The sequence below is a fragment of the Streptomyces sp. JH002 genome, from assembly GCF_050916115.1.
In the GTDB taxonomy this organism is placed as follows: domain Bacteria; phylum Actinomycetota; class Actinomycetes; order Streptomycetales; family Streptomycetaceae; genus Streptomyces; species Streptomyces xiamenensis.
In genome coordinates this window covers 4,667,105-4,690,931 of the sequence record NZ_CP087989.1, presented here as the reverse complement: position 1 = coordinate 4,690,931, position 23,827 = coordinate 4,667,105, and the positions used below count along the sequence as shown (strand labels likewise).

Here is a 23,827-nt window from a genome sequence, read left to right as displayed (position 1 = left end):
ACCGGCGGGCCGGGGTCCGGCCGGGGGCTCAGGGGGCGGTGTGCCCGGGCAGCGGCATGAGCCGGTCCTCGCCCGGGGCCACCTCGAAGCCGACCCCGTCCGCGATCCCGTCCACGTACCCTCCCCCAGCCTCCGGCCGGGGGGACCCCCTGGCCAGCTGGACCCGCACCGGCTCCTCCTCCCACGGCGGCACGCCCACCCACAGCTGGCCCGGCTTCATCCGCACCTGGATGCCGCCGTCGCTGTGGTAGCGCAGCGAGAAGCCGTACTCCGACAGTTCCGGCAGCGGCGCCGGGTCCATCCACAGGACGCCGTCGCGGGTCTCCAGGCCGGTCAGCCCGCGCTGCAGGAGGTCCAGGGTGCCGGCCATGGCGCCCAGATGGATGCCCTCGGCGGTCGTACCGCCCTGGATGTCGGCGACGTCGCTGGCCAGCGCCTCCTGCAACTGCCCCCAGGCGTCCCGGTGCCGGGCGCGGGCCAGCACCCAGGCGTGCACGAGGCCGCTGAGTGTGGAGCCGTGGCTGGTACGGGCCAGGTAGTAGTCGACGGTCCGCCGCCAGGTCGCCTCGTCCAGGTCGTAGCCGAGCCGGCCGAAGAGCCGCCCCAGGTCGCCGGGGGTGAACAGGTAGCCGAGCATGAGCACATCGGCCTGCTTGGAGGCCTGGTAGCGGTTGACGCTGTCGCCGTCCGCCTCCAGGATGCGGTCGAGTCGCCGGATGTCGCCGTGGCGTTCGCGCAGCGCGGCCCAGTCCAGCTCGGCCAGCTCGCCGTACCCCTCGAACTGGCTGACCACGCCCCGGTGGAAGGGCACGTGCAGCCGCCGGGAGATGTCGTCCCACATCTCGGGCTCGCCGGGGCGCATGTCGATGCGGTCATAGAGGTCCTCCCGGCGGGAGGCGGGCAGTTCACGCGTGAGTTCCAGCGCCCGCGCCAGCACCCACGCGGCGGTGACGTTGGTGTAGGCGTTGTCGTCGAGCCCGGGCCGGTCCGCGTCCGGGTATCCCTCGTGGTACTCGTCGGGGCCCACCACCCCCAGGATGCGGTAGCGGCCCATGCTCGCGTCGAAGACGGCCGAGTCCGCCCAGAAGCGGGCGATCTGCACCAGCATCTCGGCGCCCTTGGTGTGCAGGAACTCGGTGTCGCCGCTGGCCTGTCCGTACCGCCACACGTTGTACGCGATGGCCGAGCCGACATGGTGCTGGAGCCGGGAGTGGTCGGGCAGCCAGCGTCCCGAACGCGGGTTGAGGTGTACCTCGGGTGTCTCCTCGCGGCCGTCGCTGCCGCTCTGCCACGGGTAGCGGGCCCCGTCCCGGCCGATCGCGCGGGCGGCGTGCACCGCCTGCGGCAGCCGCCGGTAGCGGTACATCAGCAGCGCCCGGGACACCTCGGGGAAGTGCAGGTTCAGGTAGGGCAGCACGAACAGTTCGTCCCAGAAGACGTGCCCGCGGTACGCCTCGCCGTGCAGCCCGCGCGCCGGGACGCCCACGTCCAGGTCGGCGGTGTGCGGGGAGAGCGTCTGGAGTACGTGGAACAGGTGCAGCCGCAGGATGTGCCCGGCCTCGCCGGGCGCCTCGACATCGGCGCGCCGCCACAACCGGCCCCAGGCCGCGGCGTGCGAACCGAGCAGCTCGGCGAAGTCCCCCGCCCGCCCGACGCGTTCGACGGCCGCCTCCAGCGGGCCGCTGATCGCCCGGTCCCGGGAGGTGTGCAGGGCGACGGTCTTCTCGACGGTGACCGGCTCGCCGGGGGCCAGGGGGACGGTGAGCCGCTGGGCGGCGCGGCGGCCCGCCAGCTTGTCGGTGACGGCGATCCGTTCGGGCGGCGGCCCGCTCACGCAGCGGGTGCGGGCGGCGAGCGCGACGTGGATGGCGGAGTGGGTGGTGCGGCAGTGCAGCCACACCGTGTCGGGCGCCTCCTCCAGCGCGCCGGTCCTGACCTTGGTGAGGTGGGCGCTGGCCAGGTCGCGGTAGCGCCGCACCCCGGTGTTGGCGACGGTGCCGTCGATGGCGGAGTCGATCTCGATGGTGCCGGACCAGTCCTCGGCGGTGAAGGTGGTGCGCAGCGCCGCCAGATGCGGGTCGCCCATGTGCACCAGGCGGCTCTGTTCGACGCCCAGGTGCCGGCCGTGCGCGTCGCGGAAGCGCAGCGTGCGGTTGAGGGTGCCCTGCCGCAGGTCGAGCCACTGCCGGTAGAGCAGCAGGCCGCCGCGTTCGCGGTCGGGGGAGAACCAGCGGCCGGCGGGGCCGTCGTCCGGGTGGACGCGGAAGCGCAGCGGCAGCCAGTTGGGGAGGTTGACGACGTCCTCGTTCTCCACGTCGCGGCCCGCGACGTGGGAGGTGAGCCGGTTGTAGCAGCCGGCCGCGTACGTGCCCGGGTAGTGGGCCGCGCCCGCGGTGACCTCGGGGGCGGCACCGCGGGTGGCGAAGTAGCCGTTGCCCAGGGTGCACAGGGCTTCCCGCAGCCGTTCGGCGCGCGGGTCGTAGCCCTCGTACGCCCAGATCCACTCGTCGGTCAGCCGGCCCAGCTCGATGGTGGTCGCCATGGGCTCACCTCGCCTCGGGAGTCAGCAGTTCGCCGAGGTCGCCCACCACCAGGTCGGCGCCGTGCTCGCGCAGTTCGCCCGCGCTGGTGGCGGTGGCGGCCCGGTCCACGCCGATGACGAGGGAGAACTCGCCGCGCCGGCCCGCCTCGACCCCGGCCAGCGCGTCCTCGACGACGGCGGAGGCGTCCGGCGGGACGCCCAGGCGGCGGGCGCCCTCCAGGAAGAGCGCGGGGTCGGGCTTGCCGCGCAGCGCCAGGTGCGCGGCGTCGTTGCCGTCGACGACGGTCTGGAAGAGGGTGCGGACGCCGGTGTGCGCGAGCAGGTCGCGGGCGTGCCGGGAGGAGGAGACGGCGGCGCAGGGGACGCGTTCCTCGTACAGGGCGTGCAGCAGGCGTACGGTGCCGGGCCAGGCGTCCACCGAGCCGTCGCCGAGGCGGCGCATGAACTCCTCCTCCTTGCGGGCGGCGACGGCGCAGACACTGGCCGTGCCGGGCGGGTCCTCGGGGTCGCCGAAGGGCAGCCCGATGCCGCGCTGGGTGAGGAAGGAGGCGGCGCCGTCCAGCCGGGACTTGCCGTCGACGTACCGCCGGTAGTCCTCGGTGGCGTCGAACGGTGCCTGGCCGTGCTCGCGCAGCACCGGGTCGAAGGCGGCCTTCCAGGCGGTGGCGTGTGCGGGGGCCGAGTCGGTGATGACCCCGTCGGTGTCGAAGACGACGGCCCGGCACGCTTCCAGCTCCGGAACGGTGATGGCACTCATGCTTTCCATGGGAACCCCTGTTCGCCTGGTCGGCAACGGCAGCCGGGTGCGGGACGGGTACGGACGGGTCGGGGACGGTGCGGCACGGGTGGTGCGGGGCAACGGCCGCCGCTGACCGGCGGCCCGGTCAATGGGCCTGGATCTCGCTCCCGGAGACCCGTTCGGGCCGGATGCGCACCCACAGCTGGCGGTCGCCGCCGGCCCACGGCGAGGTGTGCGCCGCCTCGTCCAGCTGCCGGCGGGTCTCCTCGTCGGTGACCACGGAGGCGTGGCCGACGATGAGCACGCTCCAGCCCTCGCTGCGCGCCTCGTCGATGTGATCGACCTCGAAGGCCACCTCGTGGCCTGCGGCGGAGGCGATGGCCGAGCCGGGGGCGGTGCGCAGCACGACGCTGTCGCCGACGATGGAGTAGTTGACGGGGTAGATGCCGGGCCCGTGCTCGTTCTCGACGCCGATCCGGCCCACCCCGTACTGCGGGATGCGGGCCCGGGACGTGGTGGCGTCGAGGGCGACCAGTTTCGCCTCGCGGTTGGCGTGGCCGCCGCCCGAGGACAGGTCCGAGCCGGTCAGCTCGGCGACGGTGGTGTCCAGGGCGCGGGCGACCCGGGTCAGTGAGCTGACGCTGGGCGAGGCCGGGTGCTCCTCCAGGTACGTCAGGTACTCGGGGGCGACGCCGGCCCGGTGGGCGACGTCCTCGCGGCTGAGTCCGAGCCGTTCGCGCAGCATGACGACGCGGCGTCCGATGTCACTGCGGTGCTGCGACGGCTGGGACGGCTGTTGCGGGCGCGGGTGCCGGTGCCGTGGTCTTGCCATGCGCGACCACCTCCCTCACCCCTCCAGCATCGCCCCGGGGTGTGGGGACCGCTCGTCGATCACGCGGACACGGGGCCGGCGACCGGGCCGCGGAGGGGCCGGGGCTCAGAACTCGTCGTACGGCTCCCCGTCGGCGTTGATCAGGAGGTGGTCGGGGCTGGTCCTGGCCATGGCGTCCCGCAGTCCGGTCAGCAGCGCGACCCGGTCGGGGCGGCCGAGGCCCAGGGCACGGGCGGCGGACTGGCCGCCGCTCGCGGCGAACTCGGGAAGCCCGGCCAGTTCCTCGTCGAGTTCGGCGAGCACCTCGGCGACGGGACGGGCCCGGCCGCGCGCGCTCAGGTGGAGGTACTCCTTCCAGAAGGGCACCCCGGCCATCAGCTCCAGGGCGGCGCGCAGCGAGTCGGCGATCAGCGCGCACTCGCCCTCGGAGGAGGCGTAGAGCACGGCGGTGCCGTCGGCCAGGAAGTAGCTGCCGCCGGCGCCGCAGCCGGCGACGGGCACGAGGGTGGCGCCCGACCGCAGGGACAGCCCCGGCTCCACCGGGTCCAGACGGGTCACGTCGAAGTCGCAGGGCCACTCGAAGTACCGGAACAGCTCGGGCCGTTCGGCTATCTTCGCCAGCAGCTCGGGGTCGCTCATGGGGCGAACGCTACGCCAGTCGGCTCGCCTCGGAGCAGCCCTTGGCCCGACAGCCGGTCATGAGGAGGGGCGACCGGAGCCCGGGCGGGCACGGGGTGGAGCGCCCCGTCATCCGTTGCGGACCTCGGTGACGGTGACGGCGAACACCGGGTGGTCGGGGGCGGCGCGGCGCAGTTCCTCGGTGGTCGAGTCGGGGCCGACACCGTTGAAGAAGGCGCCGGTCTCGGCCTTCCAGCGCTTGAGGTAGGCGCGCAGCACCTCCGGCTTGTCGTCGTCGGCGACCTCGGTGGCGGTGAACGCCTCCACCTTCTTGCCGATGCGCAGTTCGCCGCCGCCGACCACCCGCATGTTGCGGGTCCACTGGACGTGGCCGCGCGGGGCCACCAGATACAGCTGCCCGTCGTACCGGAGCGGGTTGACGGGGGTACGGCGCCACTCGCCGCTCGTGCGGCCGCGCACGGCCAGCACGCGGGAGCCACGGACGCTGATGCCGCGCCGCGTGAGCCACGCCATCAGGGGGTTGAACACCTTGTTGGTGAGCCACCCGGGCTGCTTCACGTGGACGGTCCGCTCCGGCCGCTGCTCGCTCATGGCACTTCCCCTTCTCGTTTCGAGAGCATTGCTCTCGCTTGAGAGCAATAGTTGCACTATCACCGCACACAAGCAAGAGCACTGCTCTCGAAACGGTGGCAGAATGTTCGTATGACAGCGATCAGAGGAGCCAGGGAACGCGCCCGGCGCGAGGTGACGGCCGCCATCAAGAACGAGGCCCGGGCGCAGCTGGCCGCCGAGGGGGCCGCCAAACTCTCCCTGCGCGCCGTCGCCCGCGAGCTGGGCATGGCCTCATCGGCCCTCTACCGCTACTTCCCCAGCCGCGACGACCTGCTGACCGCGCTCATCATCGACGCGTACGACATGGTCGGCGAGGCCGCCGAGAGCACCCTGGCCGCCGCTCCGCCGTCCCGCCCCCCGCTGGAGCGCTGGCTGGCCGTCTGCCACGCCGTACGGGAGTGGGCGCTCGCCCACCCGCACGAGTACGCGCTCATCTACGGCTCGCCCATCCCCGGCTACGCCGCCCCCGCCTCCACCGTCGGACCGGCGTCCCGGGTCGCCCTCACCCTGATCACCGTCGTCGCCGACACCCACGCGCGCGGCGACCTGGCCCCGCCCGCCGACAGCCAGGCGCCCGACATCGTCACCCCGGAACTCACCCGGTACACCCGGACCATGCCGCCCGAGGCGGCCCCCGCCCTGATCACCGCGTGGACCACGCTCTTCGGCCTGATCAGCTTCGAACTCTTCGGCCACTTCCACAACGTGGTGCGCGACCCCGGGGAGTTCCTCACCCGCACCATGACCGCGCGGGCCGCGGACGTGGGCCTGCCCGGCACCGGGCCGGACACGCCCTGAGCCCCGCCCCGGCGGCCACCGGCCGATGACCCCGAGGGGCCATCGGCCGGCGCCGTCCGCGCCAAGGGACCGGCTAGGCGCTTCCCGCCGTGCAGGCGGTGCCGTTCAGGCTCACCACCGGTGCCGAGTAGACCGCCCCGCTGTTGGTCTGGAAGCCGAAGCTGAACGTTCCTCCGGCCGGCACCGTGGCGTTGTGGGCCACGTTGCGCGCGGTCACCGTCGTCCCCGACTGGGTGAGCTGGGTGTTCCACGAACTGGTCACCGACTCGCCCGCCGGGAGGCTGAACGTCGCCGTCCAGCCGTTCAGCGCCTGCCGGGCGGTCACCCGCACCTCCACCACGGACCCGGCGTTCCACCGGTTGGCCACCTGGTAGGCGGCCGTGCAGTCCGCGCCCGGCCCGGGCCCCGGATCGCCGCCGCCCGGCGAGCCGCCGAACGCCGTCAGGATCCCGTTGTAGGCCGGCTTCGGCTGGTAGTTGTCGTCGTAGGGCAGCGCCGCGCCCTCCCCCGGGAAGGTGCCCGGCACCCACGAGTCACGGTCGCTGAAGCCCCACACCGTGACGCCCGAGCAGCGCGAGACGTTCAGGCACGCCTGCACCACCTGCGCGAACTGCTGGGACTGCCGCTGGAGTTTGGCCGCGTCGGACGGCGTCCGCATGCGGATGTCCAGTTCGGTGACCACCACCTCCACGCCCAGATCCGCGAACCGCTGCAGGTTGGCCTGGTAGTCGCTGGGCAGCTGGTCCAGGATGAGATGCGACTGGAAACCGACCCCGTCGATGGGCACGCCCTGGGCGCGCAGATCGCGCACCAGGTTGTACATGCCGTTGCTCTTCGCGTTGATGCCGTCGGTGTTGTAGTCGTTGATGAACAGCTTGGCGTTCGGGTCGGCCGCCCGCGCCGCGCGGAACGCGTTGGCGATGTAGTCGCGCCCCAGCACCTGATACCACTTGGAGTTGCGCAGCGAACCGTCCTCGTTGAACGCCTCGTTCACCACGTCCCAGCGGTTGATCTGGCCGCTGTAGCGGCCCATCACCGTGGAGATGTGGGTGTTCATGATCTGGTTCATCTCGGTGGCGCTGAAGTTGCCGTTCTGGAGCCAGCCCGGCATCTGGCTGTGCCACACCAGGGTGTGCCCGTACACCTGCTGGCTGTTGGCCTGCGCGAACTGCATGAGCCGGTCCGGGGCCGCCCAGTTGAAGGTGCCGCGCTGCGGCTGGATGGCGTCCCACTTCATGGCGTTCTCGGCGGTGACGCTGCTGAACTCGCGCGCCGCGATCCCGTTGTACGTGGCGTCGCTGAGCCGGTGGTCGGCGATCGCCGTTCCGATGAATTTGCCGCTTGTTGACGCGGCTTCGCGTAAGGTCGCCAACTGAGCCGATGGCGCTTCTTCCACCGACGTCTGCGATGCCTGTGCGCCGCCGTGCAACGCCGCACCGGAGAGCAGGACTCCGGCGGCGATGACGACCGCGGCTCTGCGCATCAGGGGAAACATGGCCGTCCCTTTCCTTGTCATGCCCCCGCAGGCTGACGGGACCGTTGTAAGGGCGACCATGGCGGACGTCAACCCTTCCGGAATAATGTTGAAAAACTTCCGGCGGGAGTCGGACGTCGTGAGAAAGCAGGGGAACATGGCGGTGCAGCGCGGGAACAAGGACCAGGGCGACGGACGGCGGAAGGTCACCATCACCGCCATCGCCCGCGAGGCCGGTGTCTCGGTGCCCACCGTCTCCCGGGTGGTCAACGGCCGCTCCGACGTGGCGCCCGACACCAGGGCCCGGGTGGAGGACCTGCTGCGGCAGTACGGCTACCGCCGCCGCAGCGTGGCCCCCGGCGACCGGGCGGCGCTGCTCGACCTGGTCTTCAACGACCTCGACAGCCCCTGGGCGGTGGAGATCATCCGGGGCGTGGAGGAGGTCGCCCACGCGTCGGGGGTGGGCACGGTGGTCTCCGCCATCCACGACCGGGCCGGCGCCGCCCGCCAGTGGATGAAGAACCTGCGGGCCCGCGCCTCGGACGGCGTGATCCTGGTGACCAGCGCGCTGGAGCCCGTCCTGCACAAGGAACTGCACCGGCTCGGCGTGCCCCTGGTGGTGATCGACCCGGCCGGCTCCCCCGCCCTGGACGCCCCGACGATCGGCGCCACCAACTGGGCGGGCGGCATGGCCGCCACCGGTCACCTGCTGGAACTCGGCCACCGCCGCATCGGGTTCATCGCCGGCCCGCCGCGCCTGCTGTGCAGCCGCGCCAGGCTCGACGGCTACCGGTCCGCGCTGGAGGACGCCGGAGTGCCGGTGAACGACGAACTGATCGTCCCCGGCGACTTCTACCACGAGTCGGGGTTCACCGGCTGCGAGACGCTGATGGCCCTGCCCGAGCCGCCGACGGCGGTGTTCGCGGCGAGTGACCAGATGGCCCTCGGCGCGATCGAGGCGCTGCGCCGCAAGGGCCTGCGGGTCCCGCAGGACGTGAGCGTGGTGGGCTTCGACGACCTCCCCGAGATGCGCTGGTCGGCGCCGCCGCTGACCACGGTGCGGCAACCGCTCGCCGAGATGGGCAAGATGGCGGCCCGGACCGTGCTGCGCCAGGCGCGGGGCGGCGACATCGACGCCCCGCGCCTGGAACTGGCCACGGAACTGGTGGTCCGCGCCAGCACGGCCCCGCCCGCCCCGCGCCCGGCGGAGTAGCCACCGCGGCCGTGGTGGCCGCCACCGCGCCGGCCGAGGGCCACAGAGCCGCGCGGTGCCCTGGCCGGCCGCACCGCCCGAACACACCACCGACGGCCCGGCCGTTCGCCGGGACGGAATCCGGGCACGGCGGCCGGACGGCGCTCGGCACGCCGGCGCGGCGGAGCGAACCGCCGGCCGTACGCACCCGCCCCGGCGCCCGGTCACGCCGCAACAGCTACGCGCCGGGCGGCCGGCGGCCCCGTGACATTCACCGGGCCCAGCCACTTCCCGCCGTGCCGCCGACCGGCCCTGCCCCCGGGGCGTGACGTTCGCGCGCCCGGTGCCCTACCGCCCCGCGGAAAGCGGGCATGCGCAAACCGTTGACGCCAACCTCCCGTCGCCGTAACTTTCTTCGGCACCTGGTCCGATAATTTTCGGCGATTTTCCGGAAGGTGTGCGATGCGTATACGTACCCTGCGTGCCCTCGCGGCCACGGCAGCGTGCGCCGTTGCCACGACCGCCCTGGCGGCCTGTGGCAGCAGTGGGCCCAACCGCGGCGACGGCGACAGCCTGTCCGTGTGGGTCTATCAGGACGGCTCGACGGTCATCCAGGAAGAGTTCGTCGAGAAGTTCAACGAGACCTCCGACATCAAGCTCGATCTGGTCCAGATCCCGGGTGACAACTACACGGACCGGATGCGCACCGCCATGGGCAGCCCCAACGCGCCCGACATCTTCTTCAACTGGGGCGGCGGCAGCATCAGCGACTTCGTCGCCGAGGACATGCTGATCGACCTCACCCCGATCCTCGACGAGGACCCGGAGTTCAAGGACGCCTTCATCCCCTCCATCCTGGACTCGGGCTCCGTGGACGGCCGTTACTACGGCATCCCGATGCGCGGCGTGCAGCCGGTGATCCTCTTCTACAACAAGACCGCCTTCGCCGAGGCCGGCGTCGAGCCGCCCGCCACCTGGGACGATCTCCTCCACGTCATCGACGTCTTCATCGACCGCGACACCGTCCCGGCCGTCGTCGCCGGCGCCGACCCGTGGACCGAGCTGATGTGGCTGGAGTATCTGCTCGAACGGCGCGGCGGTGCCGAGATCTTCGAGCGGATCCGCAACGGCGACGCGACCGGCTGGGACGACCCGGCCGTGCAGTGGATGGCCGAGGCCGTCAAGGAACTGGTGGACGCCGGGACCTTCGGCAACAACTTCCGCTCGGTCAACTACACCGCCGACGGCGCCTCCACCTTCTTCGCCCAGGGCGGCGGGGTCATGCACCTCATGGGCAGCTGGGAGTACGCCAACCAGCTCTCCCAGCAGCCCGAGTTCGCCGCCGAGGATCTGGGCTTCGCCGCTTTCCCCACCGTCCCGGACGGCACCGGCGACCCGCGCGCCGTCGTCGGCAACCCCACCAACTACTGGTCGGTCAGCTCCAGCGTGGAGGGTGAGCGCCTGGACGCCGCCCTGGAGTTCCTGAGGATGTCCGCGAGCGACGAGTACGCCCAGGCCCTCATCGACAACGGCGACATCCCCACCACCTCCGGCGCCGAGAGCCTGCTGGACTCGCACGCCAACCCGGAGTTCGCCCGCTTCCAGTACGACATGGTCGCCGAGGCTCCGTCCTTCACGCTCTCGTGGGACCAGGCGCTGCCCGCCGGTGACGCGCCCGCCCTGCACGACAACATCGAGAAGCTGTTCGGCGGCCAGATCAGTCCCGACGCGTTCGTCGCCGCGATGCGGAATCTGTAGGCGGGCACCCCACGTGACCACCCTCTCCCCGCGCCGCACCGGCCGCCCAGGCATCGCCTGGGCGGTCCCGGGCCTGCTGTTCTTCGTCTTCTTCGCCGCCGCGCCCATGGTCATCGTCGGCTATCTGTCCTTCACCGACTGGGACGGCCTGTCCGACCCGTCCTGGAGCGGCACCGACAACTGGACCCGGCTGTGGAACGACGACGCCATGCGCCAGGCCATCGGCCTGAGCCTGCTGCTCACCCTCCTCACCTGGCTGTTCCAGACCCCGATCGCCCTGCTCCTGGGCGTGTGGGCGGCCGGCCGGCAGCGCAACCGCGCCGTGCTGTCCGCGATCTTCTTCCTGCCGCTGCTGGCGTCCTCCGTCGCGCTCGCCCTGCTCTGGAAGACGATCTTCGACCCGAACCTGGGGCTCAACGCCCAGATCGCCGAGTGGTTCAACCTCTCCTCGGCCGACCTGCTGGGCTCCCCGCGCGGCGCGTTCGCCGCCGTGCTGTTCGTCACCGCCTGGCAGTTCATCCCGCTGCACACGCTCATCTACCAGGGCGGGGCCCGTCAGATCCCGCAGTCCCTGTACGACGCGGCGTCCATCGACGGCGCCGGCACCGTACGCCAGTTCTTCGCCATCACGGTCCCCCAGCTGCGCAACACCATCGTCACCTCCACCGTGCTCATGGTGGTGGGCGCGCTCACCTACTTCGACACCATCCTGATCCTCACCCGCGGCGGCCCCGGTGACGCGACGACGATCGTGCCGTTCCTGATGTACCGCACCGGGTTCCAGGCGTTCGACCTCGGCTACGCGAGCGCCGTGGCCACCGCCCTGGTCATCACCGCCACCGCCGTATCGCTGCTGCTGGTGCGGCTGACCGGCTTCAGCAAGATGCGCAGCACCCGGGAGGGGATATGAGCGGCACCGGCGACACGAGGAGCACCAGCCGCAGGCCGGCGGCCTGGCGCCGCGCCAATCTCCCGGCCGGGGCGGCGGCCGTCCTGTGGCTGGTGATCGTGGCCGTCCCGCTGTACATCCTGGTGGCGTCCACGGTGCAGAGCCGGAGCACCTACCTGGAGAACGGCCCGCTCTCGCTGCCCACCGAGTTCACCCTGGACAGCTACCGCCGGGTCCTGGAGGGCGACTTCCCGCGCTATCTCCTCAACACCCTGATCGTCACCGTCTCGTGCGCCGCCCTGGTCATCGTGCTGGCGGTGACCGTGGCCTACAGCGTCATCAGGACCCGCTCGCGGACCTCCCGGCGGATCTTCCAGTTGTTCCTGCTGGGCCTGGCGATCCCCTCCCAGGCGGTGATCATCCCCGTCTATCTGATGATCACCGAACTCCAGCTGTACGACACGCTGCTGGCGATCATCCTGCCCACCGCCGCCTTCTCGCTCCCGGTGAGCGTACTGATCCTGGTCGGGTCGATGCGCGACATCGAGGAGGAGCAGTACGAGTCGATGGCGCTGGACGGCGCGAGCCCGGCCCGGGTGCTGTGGCAGCTCGTGGTGCCGATGACCCGCGGCGGCATCTCCACCGTCGGCGTGTTCTCCGCACTCGGCGCCTGGAACGGGTTCATGTTCCCGCTGATCCTCACCCAGTCGAGGGAGAACCGGGTGCTCACGCTCGGACTGTACGACTACATCGGCGAGTTCCGGGTGGACATCCCCGCCCTGCTGGCCGCCGTCGTGCTGTCCATCGTGCCCATCTTCACCGCCTATCTTTTCGCCCGCCGCCAGTTGATCAACGGCCTGATGGGCGTCGGCGGTCGCTGACCCTCGCGCACAACCCTCCCCCCGTAAAGGAGCCCTGACCCTCATGGAGCACCAGCAGTGGCAGGACCCGTCCCGTCCGGCCGCCGACCGCGCCGCCGACCTCCTGGCCCGGCTGACCCTGGAGGAGAAGCTGGCCCAGCTGAGCAGCATCTGGCCCGGCTCGGACGGCGACGGTGAGGACGTGGCCCCGCTCCAGGGCTCGCTGACCGAGCCCGAGCTGGACCTGAACGCCCTGCTGCCGCACGGCCTGGGACAGGTGACCCGTCCCTTCGGCACCAACCCGGTGGATCCGGCCGACCGCGCCCGCACGCTGGCGGACGACCAGCGCAAGATCGTCGCCGCCAACCGGCACGGCATTCCGGCGCTCGCGCACGAGGAGTGCCTGACCGGGTTCACCGCCTGGCAGGCGACCGTGCTGCCCACCCCGCTGGCCTGGGGCGCCACCTTCCACCCCGAACTGGTGGAGGAGACCGCCCGGCTGATCGGCGACTCCATGCGCTCGGTGGGCATCCACCAGGGGCTCTCCCCGGTGCTGGACGTGGTGCGTGACCCGCGCTGGGGCCGCACCGAGGAGACCATCGGCGAGGACCCGTACCTGGTGTCCACCATCGCCACCGGCTACGTGCGCGGCCTGGAGTCGGCCGGCGTCGTCGCCACCCTCAAGCACTTCGCCGGGTACGCGTCCTCGCGCGGCGCCCGCAACCACGCCCCGGTGTCGATGGGCCCGCGCGAGCTGGCCGATGTGGTGCTGCCGCCGTTCGAGATGGCTCTGCGCGAGGGGGGCGCCCGCTCGGTGATGGCGACGTACGTCGACCTCGACGGGGTACCGGCCCACGGCGACGCCTGGCTGCTGACCCGGCTGCTGCGCGAGGAGTGGGGCTTCACCGGCACGGTGGTCTCCGACTACTTCGGCGTGACCTTCCTGGAGACCACGCACGGGGTGGCCGGCTCCCCGGCCGAGGCGGGCGCCCTGGCGCTGACGGCGGGCGTGGACGTGGAACTGCCGGCGGTACGGGCGTTCGGCCTGCCGCTGCTCAAGGCCGTACGGTCCGGCGAGGTCGACGAGGCCCTGGTGGACCGGGCGGTGCTGCGGGTGCTGACGCAGAAGGCCGAGCTGGGGCTGCTGGACCCCGGCTGGTCCCCCGAACCGAGCGCCCTGGCCGACGGTTCCGGCACGGTGGACCTCGATCCGCCGCAGTTGCGCGCCGCCGCCCGCCGGCTGGCCGAGGAGTCCGTCGTGCTGCTGGCCAACCCGCGTGGGGTGCTGCCGCTGGCGCCGACCGCCCGGATCGCGGTGACCGGCCCGTTCGCGGACGAGGTGGCGGCCATGCTCGGCTGCTACAGCTTCCCGCGCCATGTCGGGGTCGAACACCCCGCGCTGCCCCTGGGAGTTGAGGTGCCGACCCTGCTGGAGTCGCTGCGCGCCGAACTCCCGGACGCCGTGATCACCACGGAGGGGACGGACGGCGCGGATGTCGTCGTGGTCGCGGTCGGCGACCGCTCGGGGCTGTTCGGACGCGGCACCTCGGGTGAGGGCTGCGACGCCGCCGATCTGGAACTGCCGGACGGGCAGGGCGCGTTGCTGGACGAGTTGCTGGCGGCCGAGGACGGCCCGCCGGTGGTCCTGGTGCTGTGCGCGGGGCGGCCGTACGCGCTGGGCCGCTGGGCGGACCGGCTGGCCGCGATCGTGCAGACGTTCTTCCCCGGCGAGGAGGGCGGCCCGGCGCTGGCCGGGGTACTCTCCGGCCGGGTCAACCCCTCGGGGCGGCTGCCGGTCGGCGTGCCCGCGCTCCCCGGGGGCCAGCCCTGGACGTACCTCGCCCCGCCGCTCGGACTGCTGGGCGACGCCAGCAACATCGACCCCACCCCGCTGTACCCCTTCGGGCACGGGCTGTCGTACACCTCCTTCGCGTGGGACGCGCCGTCGCTGTCCACCCGCACCACGGACACCGGCGGCGGCGCGGACGTCGAGATCACCGTCACCAATACGGGTGATCTCGCGGGCACCGAGGTGGTGCAGCTGTATCTGCACGATCCGGTCGCCGCGGTGGTGCGTCCCGTCAACCGGCTGATCGGCTTCGCCCGGGTGGAGCTGGCGGCCGGCGCCACCGCCCGGGTGCGGTTCGCCTTCCACGCCGATCTGGCCGCGTACACCGTGGCCCCGGGCCGCCGCGTCACCGATCCCGGCGACCTCGAACTGCGGCTCGCCGCCTCCAGCGGCGACATCCGGCACCGGCTGCCGCTCACCCTCACCGGCCCCGAACGCGTCGTCGGACACGACCGGCGGCTGCGCTGCCCCGCGGAGGTGATCGCGGGCTGAGACGCTGGCCCGGCGGCGCCGTACGGTCCTACGCTTGACCGTATGGGCTGGACGGTACGGGACATCCCGGATCTCAGGGGCCGCACCATCGTGGTGACCGGCGCCAACAGCGGGCTGGGTTATGTCACCGCCCGTGAGCTGGCGCGGCGCGGCGCGCATGTCGTGCTCGCCTGCCGGGACCGGCGGCGCGGCGCCCAGGCGCTGGAACGGCTGCTGGGGCAGGTGCCGGAGGCGCGGGTGGAGCTGCGGCTGCTGGATCTGGGGGATCTGTCGTCGGTACGGGCGTTCGCCGCCGGGTTCGCGGATCAGCCGCTGGATGTGCTGATCAACAACGCGGGGCTGATGGCCGTGCCGTACGCGACGACCACGGACGGCTTCGAGACGCAGTTCGGGGTGAACCACCTGGGGCACTTCGCGCTCACCGGACTGCTGCTCGACCAGCTGCTGGCGACGCCGGGCGCGCGGGTGGTGACCGTCTCCAGCCTGCTGCATCTGACCGGCCCCGGGGTGCTGAGCGAGGAGCGCCACTACCGGCGCTGGCGCGCCTACGGCCGCTCGAAGACCGCGAATCTGCTGTTCACGCATGAACTGGCGCGCCGGATCGAGGCGTCGGGTGCCGATCTGCTGGCCGCCGCCGTGCATCCGGGGTACACGGAGACCGAGTTGCACACCAAGGGCCCGCAGCCGGCGGGCAGCGGCACGGGCCGGCGCATCGCGCGCATCGGCAACCGGCTGTTCGCCACCGACCCGGAGGTGGGCGCCACCCCGACGCTGTACGCGGCGACCGCCCCCGATGTGAGCGCCGACTCGTTCACCGGGCCCAGCGTGATGGGCGTACGGCGGCTGCGCGGCGGCCCCGGAGCCGGCTGGCGCGCGCCATGGACCCGCCGCGACCGGCTGGCCGAGCGCCTGTGGGAACGCTCGGAGGAACTGACGGGCGTCCACTACGACGCCCTGCCACCGGTGCGGACCGCGTCCCCGGAGTGAGCGCGGCGCGGGACCCGGTCCCGCGCCGCCGCCGAACGGCGGCCGGTTACGTCTGCGCGTCGCCCTCCGCCACGGTCACCGGCGGGAAGGCGTTCAGCAGCCGGGACACCCGGGCGTCCTCCGCCGTCAGGAACCGCCCGAAGTCCGCACCCGTCAGGTAGGAGTCCGTCCACCCGTTGTCCCGCAGCGCCCGCCGCCACTGCGGGGTGGCGTGCAGCGCGTCCAGGACCGCCGTCGTCCCGGCCAGGTCCCGCTCGCTCAGCCCCGGCGGGGCCAGCAGCCCGCGCCAGTTGGTGACCGCCAGGTCGAACCCGCTCTCGCGCAGCGTGGGCGCGTCGAGCCCCGCCAGCGGCCGCTCGCCGGTCACCGCGAGCACCCGCAGCTCCCCGGCGGCGATCGCGTGCCGGTACTCGCTGATCCCGCTCATGATGAAGTCCACACCGTGGCTGAGCAGCGCCGCCAGCAGCCCGCCGCCGCCGTCGTACACGGCCGACCGCACGTCATCGGGCGCGATCCCGGCCGCCTCGGCGGTCAGCATGAGCGCCAGGTGGTCGGGGCCGCCGGGGAGCGAGCCGATGCCGGCCCGCAGGGCGCCGTCCCGCCAGGCGGACACGAGCGCGGCCAGCGTGCGGTACGGCGAGTCCGGCGCGACGATCACCGCCTCCGCCTCGTCCACCAGCCGCGCCACCGGCGTCGCGTCCGCGATCCGGGTCGGGTTGCGTTCGGCGTGGGTGGTGACGCTGCCCACCAGGCCCAGGCCCATCTGGAGCAGCAGCCGGTGGTTGCCCGCCTCGTGGACGAGCCGGGTCAGCGCGACGGTGCCCGAGCCGCCCGTCAGGTTGAAGACCTCCACCGCCTCCACCAGTTCGGCGTCGCTCAGGGTGACGGCCAGGGTGCGGGCGGTGTAGTCGTAGCCGCCGCCCGGGATGTTGGGCACCATGAGTCGCAGTTCGTGGTGCGGCACCGGGCCGCTCGCGGCGCAGCCGGCCGCGCCCGCCGCCCCCAGCAGCAGGCCGCCGAGGGTGCCCGCGCCGCCCGCGAGCAGCGTCCTTCGCGTGGTGCTCACCGCCCGCTCACCGCCCGCCCTTCCGCCCGTCGCCATTGAGGTACCTAGGATGCAACACCAGCGCATGTCCGAAGAAGGGAGGCGGAGCCAGTGATGTCGGTACGTGCCCGGCTGCCCCGCCTCACCCTCGCCGGACAGTTCCTGGTCCTGCAGCTGGGGCTGATCGTGGTGGTCCTCGGCGTCATCGCCGCGGTCACCGTCGCGCAGGCGGACGCCGAGTTCCGGCGGGCGGAGGGCGGCCGGCTGCTGAGCGTCGCCGAGACCGTCGCCGCCCAGGACGCGGTGCGGGTCGGCCTGTCAGACCCGCACCGCGAGGGCATCCTCCAGACGGCCGCCGAGAACGCCCGCAGCGTCTCCAGCGCCTCCACGGTGGAGATCACCGGCACCGACCGGATCGTGCTCACCGCCGCCGACCCGCGCCGGATCGGCACCGAGCTGCCGCTGGGCGGATCGCAGGTGCTCAGCGGCCGGTCCTGGATCGGCATCACCACCGCGGACGGCCACACCTCCCTGGTGGCGCACGTGCCCGTCTTCGGCGAGGACGGGCGGCTGCTGGGCATCGTCTCGGCCGGCCGCGACTACCAGAGCCTGACCGAGCGCATCGCCGCCGCCGCCCCGCAGATGCTCGCCTACCTCGGCATCGCCAGCGCGCTCGGCGCGCTCGGCTCCTACCTGCTGGCGCGCCGCATCAAGCGGCAGACCCTGGGCATGGAGCCGGAGGCCATCACCGCGCTCGCCGAACACCGCGAGGCCATGCTGCACGGCATCAAGGAGGGCGTGCTCGGCCTGGACCGGCAGGGCAGGGTCACCCTCGTCAACGACGCGGCCCGGGACCTGCTGCGGCTGCCGGGCGACGCCCCGGGCCGCACCCTCGCCGACCTCGGTGTCGAGCCCCGGCTGCACGACGTGCTGACCGGCCGCTCCCCCGGGCACGACCAGGTAGTGTTCACTGCCGACCGGGTGCTGACCCTCAACCGGATGCCGCTGATCACCCGGGGCCAGTCCGCCGGGTCCGTGACCACCATGCGCGATCTGACCGAAATAGCCGCCCTCCAGCACCAGCTGGAGACCACCCGCAGCGCCACCGACACCCTGCGGGCCCAGGCGCACGAGTTCTCCAACCATCTGCATGTCATCGCCGGACTCGTCGAACTGCGCGAGTACCCGGAGGTGGCCCGCTACGTCCGGGGGGTGAGCGGGGCGCACACCGAGCGGGCCGCCGAGGTCATCTCGAAGATCGCCGACCCGTCGCTGGCCGCGCTGCTCATCGCCAAGGCGTCGCTCGCCGCCGAACAGGGCGCCGCCCTGCGGGTGACCGCCGACAGCGCGCTCGGCCCGGTCCCCGAGACCCTCGCCTCCGACCTGGTCACGGTCGTCGGCAACCTCGTGGACAACGCCCTGGACGCGGTGCGCGGCGCGGGCCGCGCCGGCTGGGTGGAGATCGCCCTCACCGAGACGGAAACGGAGGTCAGGCTCACGGTCACCGACTCGGGCCCCGGGGTGGCCCCCGAACTCGCCGAGGAGATCTTCCGGCACGGCTTCACCACCAAGGCCACCGCCGCCGACGCCACCCGCGGACTCGGCCTGGCCATCACCCGCCTGGTGTGCACCCGGCGCGGCGGGGCGGTCACCGTCGACGGGGCCGCGTTCACCGCCAGGCTGCCGCGCGACGCCGACCGCGAAGGAGCGGCCTCCTCATGATCAACGTGCTGGTCGTCGACGACGACTTCATGGTGGCCCGGCTGCACAGCAAGCTGGTGGAGCGGGTTCCCGGCTTCACGGTCGTCGGGGAGGCCCGTACCGGCGCCGAGGCGCTCGCGCTGGTCGCCGCGCTGCGCCCCGACCTCGTCCTGCTGGACATCTACCTGCCCGACATGAGCGGCCTGGAGGTGCTGCGCGACCTGCGCGCCGACGAGGACTCGGACGTGGACGTGCTGGTCATCACCGCGGCCCGGGAGGCCGAGACGGTACGGGGCGCGCTGCGCGGCGGGGCGGTGCACTACATCATCAAGCCGTTCGACCCGCCGGTGCTGGCCGAGCGGCTGCGGGACTACGCGCGGCGGGCGCAGGAGCTGGCTGCCATCGCCGTGCCCGGACAGGACGACGTGGACCGGGTGTTCGGCGCCGGGGCCTCCCGTACCCCGCCCCGGCTGCCCAAGGGGCTCTCCGAACAGACGGCCGAGCTCATCCGGGACACCCTCGCCGCGCTGGACCCGGCGCAGGATCTGTCGGCGGCCGAGTGCGCCGGCCGAAGCGGCCTGTCACGGGTGAGCGCGCGCCGCTACCTCGAATACTTCGTCTCCACCCGGCAGGTGGGGGTGCGGCTGCGTTACGGGGCGACCGGCCGCCCCGAACGGCGCTACCACTGGTCGGCGCCCAGCGCGTGAGTGGGCAGCAGTTCGGTGCCGAGCGGGGTGAGGGTGTGCAGCACCTCGTTGCCGCGCCGCACCGACAACACCAGCCCCGCCTCGCGCAGGACGCCGGCGTGCTCACTGGCGGAGGCGGCGGATATCCCGGCGCGCCGGGCGAGATCACCGGTCGTGGCGCCGTGCCCGACGCAGCGCAGCACCCGGGCGCGGGTGGCGCCGATCAGCCGTCCCAGCGCGGCGCTGCCGGGCAGGGTCGACCCGGTGTGCTGGATCGGGTACACCAGCACCGGGTTGGGGCCGTCGTCGTAGAACGTCACCGGGTGGCGCCAGCAGAAGAAGGACGGGATGAGCAGCAACCCGCGTCCGTCGAGACGCAGTTCGCGCGGGACGGGGTAGTCCGCCTCCAGGACGGGTGACTCCCAGCGCAGCACGGGACGCAGCCCGTGCAGCAGCCCTTCGATGCCGCCGGAGGTCAGATGCCGGATCCGCAGCGCGCGGTCGGCGTCCACCTGGGTCTGGACGGCGGACCAGATACCGGGCGGGGCGACGGCGGACCGGTAGTAACGGTCGAGGTCACCGGCGACCTTGTCGAGCGTCTCCCGCTCTCCGTCGGCCAGTTCCCGTACCCAGCCGGGCAGCGCGACGGCGGACTCGGCGTCGAGCGTGAGCAGCTCGGCCCGCAACTGCCGCCGGGGCGTGGAGCGCAGCCGGTCGACCCGCTCCTCCCAGTCGGGGCCGGCGGTGACCGGGGTCAGGAAGTCCGGGAAGTAACCGCCGAGGGGGATGAGTGCCCGCAGGGTGTGCGGCAGTGCCCGTAAGCGCCCGCGCACCTGCCCTCGCCACCGCCCGTACGAGGCCGGTCCGCGCCGGTCCCGGAAACGGAGCGAGCTGAGGACGGTCTCCCACATCGGGTCCGGCCGGTCCGCCAGGCGTATCCGGGCCAGGTCCTCCCCCGTGACATGGATGCGCAGCAACGAGCACCTCCCAGGCGTGTGACCTTGGTTTTTCAGCGTACGCCGAAATGATTGGCCGCACCGGTGCTCCGTCCACGAAGGTAGGGGTGCTCGGCGCCTCGGGGGACGGGGGGATCAGCGAACGGCCTTGAGCGGCCTCCGCTGCTGACCAAGCCGCTTTCCTCGGCGGCGACCCCCGACCGCGCCGGGCTCATCCACGTGGGTGTGTCACGAACGTGTCCTGGGGCATGGTGCGGTGCAACCGGGGCAGCCGGGTTGATGTCCGCAGAGACAGCAGCCCCGCTCGCACGAGCGGGGACCCCCACACCCCAGAGGACAAGAGCAATGCGCGTTCGGAAGATCCCGGTGTTGGCCATCGCCGCGGTGGCGGCCTCCCTGGCGCTGACGGCCTGCGACAGCGACGACACCGAGGGCGCCTCCTCGTCCGGGGCCGACTCCTCGGTGGACGCCCCCAAGGATCCCGCGCAGAGCTGTACGGACCAGTTCGACTACGCGGGGGACTCGCGCTCCAACGCCGAGATCAACACCATCGGCGAGGAGACCGGCACCTGCCCCGAGGCCGAGGGCGCCGAAGGCGCCGAGGCCGGGGACGACGCCGGGGACGGCACCCCCAAGGAGCCCGGCCTCAGCTGCACCGACCAGATCAACTACGCGGAGGACCCCCGTTCCAACGCCGAGATCAACACCATCGGCGAGGAAACCGGCACCTGCCCGCCGGTCGAGTAGGCGTACCGGGGCGGCGTTTCCCCCGGGGCACCTCGCGGGTGAACCGCCCGGGCCGTGCGCCCACCGCGGACGCCCGCCCAGGTGCCCGTCGCAGGGGGGCGACGCACGACGCCGGTGAACGGGCCCGGGAACACGGAAAAGGGGGGCGGCGCCTCCGCACAGGCGCCGCCCCCGGGGTCCCCGTGAGGGGCCGGGACCTTCCGCCGGGTGAGGGTCGGGGTGGCGGATGTCCCGGTGGCTCCGGCGTCGCTAGGCGCGCGCCGTCGCCGCCCGGCCTGCTTCCAGGCGGGCCACGGGGATGCGGAAGGGCGAGCAGGACACGTAGTCCAGGCCCACCTCGTCGAAGAAGTGCACCGACTCTGGGTCGCCGCCGTGCTCGCCGCACACGCCCAGCTTCAGGTCCGGGCGGGCGGCCCGGCCGGCGCGGGCCGCGGTGCGCACGAGGGCGCCGACGCCGTCCCGGTCGATCGTCTCGAACGGCGAGACGCCGAAGATCCCTTTCTCCAGGTAGGCGGAGAAGAAGCTCGCCTCCACGTCGTCCCGGGAGAAGCCCCATACGGTCTGGGTCAGATCGTTGGTGCCGAAGGAGAAGAAGTCGGCGGACGCGGCGATCTGACCCGCCGTCAGCGCCGCCCGGGGCAGCTCGATCATCGTGCCGAGCGACAGGGACAGTTCCATCCCGCGGGCCTTCTCCACCCGGGCGATCTCGCGTTCGGCCTCGTCCCGCACGATCTCCAGTTCCTGGACCGTGCCCACCAGCGGGATCATGATCTCCGCGTGCGGGTCCCCGCCGGCCGCCCGGCGGTCGGCCGCGGCCTCGGCGATGGCACGTACCTGCATGGTGAACAGGCCGGGTACGACGAGCCCCAGCCGGACGCCGCGCAGCCCCAGCATGGGGTTCTGCTCGTGCAGCCGCCGCACGGCCGGCAGCAGCGCCCGGTCGTGCGGGTCGTCCCCGGTGGCCACCCGCACCGAGAGCTCGGTGAGGTCGGGCAGGAACTCGTGCAGCGGCGGGTCCAGCAGCCGTACGGTCACCGGCAGGCCGTCCATCGCCTCGAAGAGTTCGGTGAAATCGCCGCGCTGCAACGGCAGCAGCGCCGCCAGCGCCGCTTCCCGGTCCGCCTCCGTGGTGGCCAGGATGAGCCGCTCCACCATGTCCCGGCGCTCGCCCAGGAACATGTGCTCGGTACGGCACAGCCCGATGCCCTGCGCGCCGAACCGCCGGGCGCGGGCCGCGTCCTGGGTGGTGTCGGCGTTGGCGCGCACACCCAGGCGCCGTACGCGGTCGGCGTACCGCATGATCCGGTCCACCGAGCGGACCAGGTCGTCGTCGTCCGCGCCCGTGCCGTGCTCGAAGTAGTCGACGACGGCGGACGGTACGACCGGGACCCGGCCGCGGTGCACGGTGCCACTGGTGCCGTCGATCGAGAGGATCTCGCCCTCCTCGATCACCCGGCCGTCCGCCGTGGTGAAGCGGCGCCGCCCGGTGTCGACGTCGAGCCCTTCGGCGCCGCAGACGCAGGTCTTGCCCATGCCGCGGGCGACCACGGCCGCGTGCGAGGTCTTGCCGCCCCGCGAGGTCAGGATGCCCGCCGCGGCCAGCATCCCGTCCAGGTCATCGGGGTTGGTCTCGCGGCGCACCAGGATGACGGCCTCGCCGCGCGCCGCCCGTTCCACCGCCGTCGCGGAGTCGAAGACGGCCGCGCCGACCGCCGCGCCGGGGGAGGCGGCGATGCCCTTGCCCAGCACGTCGGTCTCCGTCGCCGAGATGTCGAAACGGGGGAACATCAGCTGGGCCAGCTGGTTCCCGGTCACCCGGCGCAGCGCCTCGCGCTCGTCGATCAGGCCCTGGTCCAGCAGTTGGGTGGCGATCCGGAAGGCCGCCGCCGCGGTCCGCTTGCCGACCCGGGTCTGGAGCATCCACAGGGTGCCGCGCTCGATGGTGAACTCGATGTCGCACAGGTCGAGGTAGTGGTTCTCCAGTACCTCCATGATGCGCAGCAGACCGGTGTACGAGGCGGGGTCCAGACGTTCGAGGTCGGCGAGCGGCACGGTGTTGCGGATGCCCGCCACCACGTCCTCGCCCTGGGCGTTGGGGAGGTAGTCGCCGTACACGCCCTGGTGTCCGGTGGCCGGGTCGCGGGTGAAGGCGACGCCGGTGCCGGAGTCGGGGCCGAGGTTGCCGAAGACCATCGCGCAGATGGTGACGGCGGTGCCCAGGTCGTGCGGGATGCGTTCCTGGCGGCGGTAGAGGCGGGCCCGGTCGCCGTTCCAGGAGGAGAAGACGGCGCGCACGGCGAGGTCCATCTGGGTGCGCGGATCCTGCGGGAAGTCCCGGCCGGTCCGCTCGCGCACGATGGACTTGAACGTGTCGACCAGGGCGCGGAGTTCGCCCGCCCCCAGGTCGACGTCCGTGGCGGCGTCCGCCGCCCGGCGGGCGTCCTCCAGCGCCGTTTCGAAGAGTTCGCCGTCGATGCCGAGCACCGTCTTGCCGAACATCTGGATGAGCCGCCGGTAGGAGTCCCAGGCGAAACGTTCATCCCCGGCCTGGACCGCCAGCGCGTCCACCGAGGCGTCCGACAGTCCGATGTTGAGGACGGTGTCCATCATCCCGGGCATCGAGAACTTGGCCCCCGAGCGCACCGACACCAGCAGCGGATCCGCCCCCTGCCCGAGCCGCTTGCCCATCCGCCGCTCCAGCGCGTCGAGGTGCGCACTCACCTCGTCGCGCAGGCCGGCCGGTTCCGTGCCGTTCGCCAGGTAGGCGCGGCACGCCTCGGTGGTGATGGTGAAGCCGGGCGGGACGGGGAGCCCCAGCCGGGTCATCTCGGCCAGGTTGGCGCCCTTGCCGCCGAGCAGATCCTTCAGGTCCTTGTTGCCTTCGGCGAAGTCGTAGACCAGCTTCGCCGGCTGCGTGGGAGGGACGGACGGTGGAGATATGGAGGGTGGTTCCACGGTCTGCGTCACGAGACTGACTCCTCTGAGGGACCCCCGGACGGGATCCGGGGGGTGGTGCTGTCTGCCCTGAC

Annotated in this window: 19 protein-coding genes; 10 read left to right on the top strand and 9 right to left on the bottom strand. The window is 72.8% G+C overall.

The window, feature by feature from the left end:
- Positions 1-28: 28 nt before the first annotated feature.
- The 5 genes from H7827_RS21425 to H7827_RS21405 all read right to left on the bottom strand — a co-directional run bounded on the left by H7827_RS21425 (position 29) and on the right by H7827_RS21405 (position 5,343).
- Positions 29-2,542: a glycoside hydrolase family 65 protein gene (locus H7827_RS21425; RefSeq protein ID WP_432746974.1), complete on the bottom strand. Its 2,514-nt coding sequence runs from the start codon at positions 2,540-2,542 to the stop codon at positions 29-31.
- Positions 2,543-2,546: 4 nt separating this feature from the next.
- Positions 2,547-3,299 carry an HAD family hydrolase gene (locus H7827_RS21420; protein WP_200367262.1) on the bottom strand — a complete coding sequence of 251 codons (753 nt, stop codon included), beginning with the start codon at positions 3,297-3,299 and terminating at the stop codon, positions 2,547-2,549.
- 127 nt (positions 3,300-3,426) lie between these two features.
- A complete protein-coding gene (locus H7827_RS21415) occupies positions 3,427-4,113 on the bottom strand; it encodes a helix-turn-helix domain-containing protein (RefSeq protein WP_432746973.1) in 687 nt (228 codons plus the stop codon).
- 105 nt (positions 4,114-4,218) lie between these two features.
- The gene (locus H7827_RS21410) at positions 4,219-4,752 is read right to left on the bottom strand and encodes a hypothetical protein (protein ID WP_200367260.1); all 534 of its coding nucleotides are present in this window, start codon (positions 4,750-4,752) and stop codon (positions 4,219-4,221) included.
- A gap of 108 nt (positions 4,753-4,860) precedes the next feature.
- Positions 4,861-5,343 carry a nitroreductase family deazaflavin-dependent oxidoreductase gene (locus H7827_RS21405; RefSeq protein WP_432746972.1) on the bottom strand — a complete coding sequence of 161 codons (483 nt, stop codon included), beginning with the start codon at positions 5,341-5,343 and terminating at the stop codon, positions 4,861-4,863.
- A 111-nt stretch (positions 5,344-5,454) separates the two neighbouring features.
- Here H7827_RS21405 and H7827_RS21400 point away from each other — a divergent pair, with 111 nt between their 5' ends.
- Positions 5,455-6,162: a TetR/AcrR family transcriptional regulator gene (locus H7827_RS21400; RefSeq protein WP_432746971.1), complete on the top strand. Its 708-nt coding sequence runs from the start codon at positions 5,455-5,457 to the stop codon at positions 6,160-6,162.
- 73 nt (positions 6,163-6,235) lie between these two features.
- Here the strand turns inward: H7827_RS21400 and H7827_RS21395 are convergent, their stop codons facing one another.
- Complete coding sequence (locus tag H7827_RS21395) at positions 6,236-7,645, bottom strand: endo-1,4-beta-xylanase (RefSeq protein ID WP_432746970.1); 1,410 nt, start codon at positions 7,643-7,645, stop codon at positions 6,236-6,238.
- Positions 7,646-7,793: 148 nt separating this feature from the next.
- Between H7827_RS21395 and H7827_RS21390 the strand changes: the two genes are divergently transcribed.
- The 6 genes from H7827_RS21390 (at position 7,794) to H7827_RS21365 (ending at position 15,663) form a co-directional block, all read left to right on the top strand.
- A complete protein-coding gene (locus tag H7827_RS21390; RefSeq protein ID WP_432748021.1) occupies positions 7,794-8,849 on the top strand; it encodes a LacI family DNA-binding transcriptional regulator in 1,056 nt (351 codons plus the stop codon).
- Between the two features lie 441 nt (positions 8,850-9,290).
- Positions 9,291-10,586, top strand: a complete 1,296-nt coding sequence (locus H7827_RS21385) for an extracellular solute-binding protein (RefSeq protein ID WP_432746969.1) — start codon at positions 9,291-9,293, stop codon at positions 10,584-10,586.
- A 13-nt stretch (positions 10,587-10,599) separates the two neighbouring features.
- The gene (locus H7827_RS21380; RefSeq protein WP_200367254.1) at positions 10,600-11,496 is read left to right on the top strand and encodes a carbohydrate ABC transporter permease; all 897 of its coding nucleotides are present in this window, start codon (positions 10,600-10,602) and stop codon (positions 11,494-11,496) included.
- Entirely contained in the window at positions 11,493-12,356 is an 864-nt protein-coding gene (locus H7827_RS21375) for a carbohydrate ABC transporter permease (protein WP_030725941.1), read from the top strand. Before H7827_RS21380 ends, H7827_RS21375 begins: the two co-directional genes overlap by 4 nt.
- A gap of 43 nt (positions 12,357-12,399) precedes the next feature.
- Complete coding sequence (locus H7827_RS21370; protein ID WP_432746968.1) at positions 12,400-14,676, top strand: beta-glucosidase; 2,277 nt, start codon at positions 12,400-12,402, stop codon at positions 14,674-14,676.
- A gap of 42 nt (positions 14,677-14,718) precedes the next feature.
- A complete protein-coding gene (locus tag H7827_RS21365) occupies positions 14,719-15,663 on the top strand; it encodes an oxidoreductase (protein WP_432746967.1) in 945 nt (314 codons plus the stop codon).
- 46 nt (positions 15,664-15,709) lie between these two features.
- Here the strand turns inward: H7827_RS21365 and H7827_RS21360 are convergent, their stop codons facing one another.
- A complete protein-coding gene (locus tag H7827_RS21360; protein ID WP_432746966.1) occupies positions 15,710-16,729 on the bottom strand; it encodes a Bug family tripartite tricarboxylate transporter substrate binding protein in 1,020 nt (339 codons plus the stop codon).
- Between the two features lie 93 nt (positions 16,730-16,822).
- Here H7827_RS21360 and H7827_RS21355 point away from each other — a divergent pair, with 93 nt between their 5' ends.
- Positions 16,823-18,430 (top strand): ATP-binding protein, encoded by a 1,608-nt coding sequence (locus H7827_RS21355; RefSeq protein WP_432746965.1) that lies wholly within the window; start codon positions 16,823-16,825, stop codon positions 18,428-18,430.
- Positions 18,427-19,116, top strand: a complete 690-nt coding sequence (locus tag H7827_RS21350; RefSeq protein ID WP_200367248.1) for a response regulator — start codon at positions 18,427-18,429, stop codon at positions 19,114-19,116. Before H7827_RS21355 ends, H7827_RS21350 begins: the two co-directional genes overlap by 4 nt.
- Here the strand turns inward: H7827_RS21350 and H7827_RS21345 are convergent.
- Entirely contained in the window at positions 19,089-20,072 is a 984-nt protein-coding gene (locus H7827_RS21345) for an ArsR/SmtB family transcription factor (RefSeq protein ID WP_432746964.1), read from the bottom strand. The two genes, H7827_RS21350 and H7827_RS21345, sit on opposite strands and share 28 nt — an antisense overlap.
- A 324-nt stretch (positions 20,073-20,396) precedes the next feature.
- Here H7827_RS21345 and H7827_RS21340 point away from each other — a divergent pair, with 324 nt between their 5' ends.
- The gene (locus H7827_RS21340) at positions 20,397-20,798 is read left to right on the top strand and encodes a hypothetical protein (RefSeq protein WP_432746963.1); all 402 of its coding nucleotides are present in this window, start codon (positions 20,397-20,399) and stop codon (positions 20,796-20,798) included.
- 249 nt (positions 20,799-21,047) lie between these two features.
- On the opposite strand, the gene ppdK is transcribed toward H7827_RS21340, so the two are convergent.
- Complete coding sequence (gene ppdK, locus H7827_RS21335) at positions 21,048-23,753, bottom strand: pyruvate, phosphate dikinase (protein ID WP_432748020.1); 2,706 nt, start codon at positions 23,751-23,753, stop codon at positions 21,048-21,050.
- Positions 23,754-23,827: the final 74 nt, after the last annotated feature.